The 2,352-nt window shown below is 56.6% G+C and carries 3 protein-coding genes and 1 tRNA gene; 3 read left to right on the plus strand and 1 reads right to left on the minus strand.

Going from position 1 to position 2,352, the window contains the following annotated elements:
• Both Q7T06_RS07495 and Q7T06_RS07500 read left to right on the plus strand, forming a co-directional pair.
• Positions 1-494, plus strand: a 494-nt coding sequence (locus tag Q7T06_RS07495) for a ClpXP protease specificity-enhancing factor SspB (RefSeq protein ID WP_304782785.1), incomplete at its 5' end; no start/stop codon positions are given.
• Between the two features lie 12 nt (positions 495-506).
• A tRNA-Thr gene (locus tag Q7T06_RS07500) sits at positions 507-582 on the plus strand.
• A 54-nt stretch (positions 583-636) separates the two neighbouring features.
• Here the strand turns inward: Q7T06_RS07500 and Q7T06_RS07505 are convergent.
• The gene (locus Q7T06_RS07505) at positions 637-951 is read right to left on the minus strand and encodes a hypothetical protein (protein WP_304782788.1); all 315 of its coding nucleotides are present in this window, start codon (positions 949-951) and stop codon (positions 637-639) included.
• Between the two features lie 344 nt (positions 952-1,295).
• On the opposite strand from Q7T06_RS07505, the gene Q7T06_RS07510 reads away from it, so the two are divergent.
• On the plus strand, positions 1,296-2,352 hold a 1,057-nt coding region (locus Q7T06_RS07510), incomplete at its 3' end, for a DEAD/DEAH box helicase (RefSeq protein ID WP_370652351.1).

Below are 2,352 nucleotides of genomic sequence, written 5' to 3' on the forward strand. Positions count from 1 at the left end.
ACAACGGCTTCACGCCTTACGTGGCCGTGTCGGTAGATAACACCGTGCAGGTGCCGCGCGAGTACGTGAAGAACAACGAAATCGTGCTCAACATCGGGTTTGACGCGACCAGTTCGCTGACCTTGGGCAACGAATTCATCGAATTCAAGGCGCGTTTTGGCGGTAGCGCCAGGGAAATCCTGGTGCCCATCAGTCATGTTGTCGCGATCTATGCCCGCGAAAACGGCCAGGGAATGGCCTTTCCGCTGGAGACGGACTCAGGCGGGACTGCCGGAGTTCATGATTCGCAAACTGCTGATCCTGCGGAGACTCCTTCAGGCGCTGTAACAGCAGTGCAGGCCTCCACTGAAGCGCCGGAAAACAAGATCATGCAACTGGTCGACAACGCGCAGGTGACCGGTGCTAGCGGCGTAGGCCAGCAGAAGAAATCCGACTCGCCAGAGCCTCCGAAACCTCCGCCACGCCCAAGGCCTTCACTCAAGCGAGTGAAGTAGAATAAGAACTGTGCCGCTTTAGCTCAGTTGGTAGAGCAACCGCCTTGTAAGCGGTAGGTCGTCAGTTCGATTCCGACAAGCGGCACCACCAGAACTCATTAGAAGTTTTTCAGTCCCGGGCATGGCGCCTGCGGCACTGGCATTACTGCCTTTTCGCAAAAAGTATCTTCAACCGAATAGTCGCCACTTTCCAGCCCTGACGACGCAGGCTGTCCTGCATCAAGGGAACCAGTTGGCGAATTTTTGCGGCGGCTGCGTTGCCGCTCACCAGCAAGCACCAATTTTCATCATCAACCGGTCCTGCCTTGACTGCAGGGCGCAAGGTGATCGGAATCAGGGCTTCAATTGCCTTGAGCCGCTGGTTTGATTCGTGCACCCGTTGTGTCAGCCGTGCCAGCGTCGGGGACTCCCCGACAGCCTGATGCAGCGTAAGCGTTGATTGAAGGCGCCTGTGCATCTTCAGGTTGTGCAGGACATGGCCGCGCGGGTAAGAGTTTGGATTGGATTAGACATGCCAATCTGATTATCGCGGATACATGGCAGCAGTTGGAAAAGCCTGCCTGCCTGCCTCAATCGATCGGTTGCCGCCATTGCCAATGCACCGTCCCATTCTGCCGGCAGAGCCCGGATTACCGCATCAATTTCTGGACACTTGATTGCTCGTCTTTCGGGCAGCGCTAAAATCAGAAGTTTGCGCACAGTTGAACTAACTACTTGTGCCCACACTTAAGTTCCGTACTCAATAAGGGATTTTGGCCGCATTGCCAGCTCAGGGGAGCGGCCATCAGCGGCTTCGCATTTATGGCTTCCAATATCCTGACCAAAATTTTCGGCAGCCGCAACGATCGGCTGCTCAAAACCTACCGTAAAACGGTAGACCAAATCAATGCGCTGGAAACCCAGTACGAAAAATTTGACGACGACCAGTTACGCGCCAAAACGCAGGAATTCAGAGATCGGGTAGCGGCTGGCGAAACGCTTGAAGCCCTTCTGCCTGATGCCTTCGCCGTCGTTCGCGAGGGTAGCAAACGCATCATGAAAATGCGTCACTTCGATGTTCAGATACTGGGCGGCATGTCGCTGCACAACGGAAAGATTTCAGAAATGCGCACCGGTGAAGGCAAGACCCACACGGCGACGCTGCCGGTATATCTCAATGCCCTGACCGGCAAGGGCGTGCATGTGGTCACGGTCAATGACTACCTCGCCAACCGCGATGCCCGCTGGATGGGCAAGCTGTACAACTTCCTCGGCATGAGCGTCGGCATCAATCTGCCGAACATGTCGCGCGAGGAAAAGCAGGCCGCCTACAACGCCGACATCACCTACGGCACCAACACCGAGTTCGGTTTTGACTACCTGCGCGACAACATGGTCTACGAAGTGGGTGACCGGGTCCAGCGCGGCCTGAACTTTGCCATCGTCGATGAGGTGGACTCGATCCTGATTGACGAGGCGCGCACGCCACTCATCATCAGCGGCCAGGCCGAAGACCACACCGAGATGTACCTGGCGATCAACAAGGTCGTTCCCTTGCTGACACGCCAGGAAGGCGAAGCCGATCCGCGAACGGGCGAGGGCGTGACCAAGCCTGGCGACTACACCATTGATGAAAAAACACACCAGGTGTTTTTGACCGAGCAGGGTCATGAAAGCGCCGAACGCATCTTGTTCGAGCTGGGCCTGATTCCCGAAGGCGCGACGCTGTATGACCCGGCCAACATTTCGCTGATGCATCATCTGTATGCAGCACTGCGCGGCAACCTGCTGTACCACCGCGATCAGCACTACGTGGTGCAGGACGGCGAAGTCGTGATCGTGGATGAGTTCACTGGTCGCCTGATGTCGGGCCGCCGCT

The sequence above is a fragment of the Herminiimonas sp. genome (genome assembly GCF_030645555.1).
In the GTDB taxonomy this organism is placed as follows: Bacteria; Pseudomonadota; Gammaproteobacteria; order Burkholderiales; family Burkholderiaceae_D; genus Oxalicibacterium.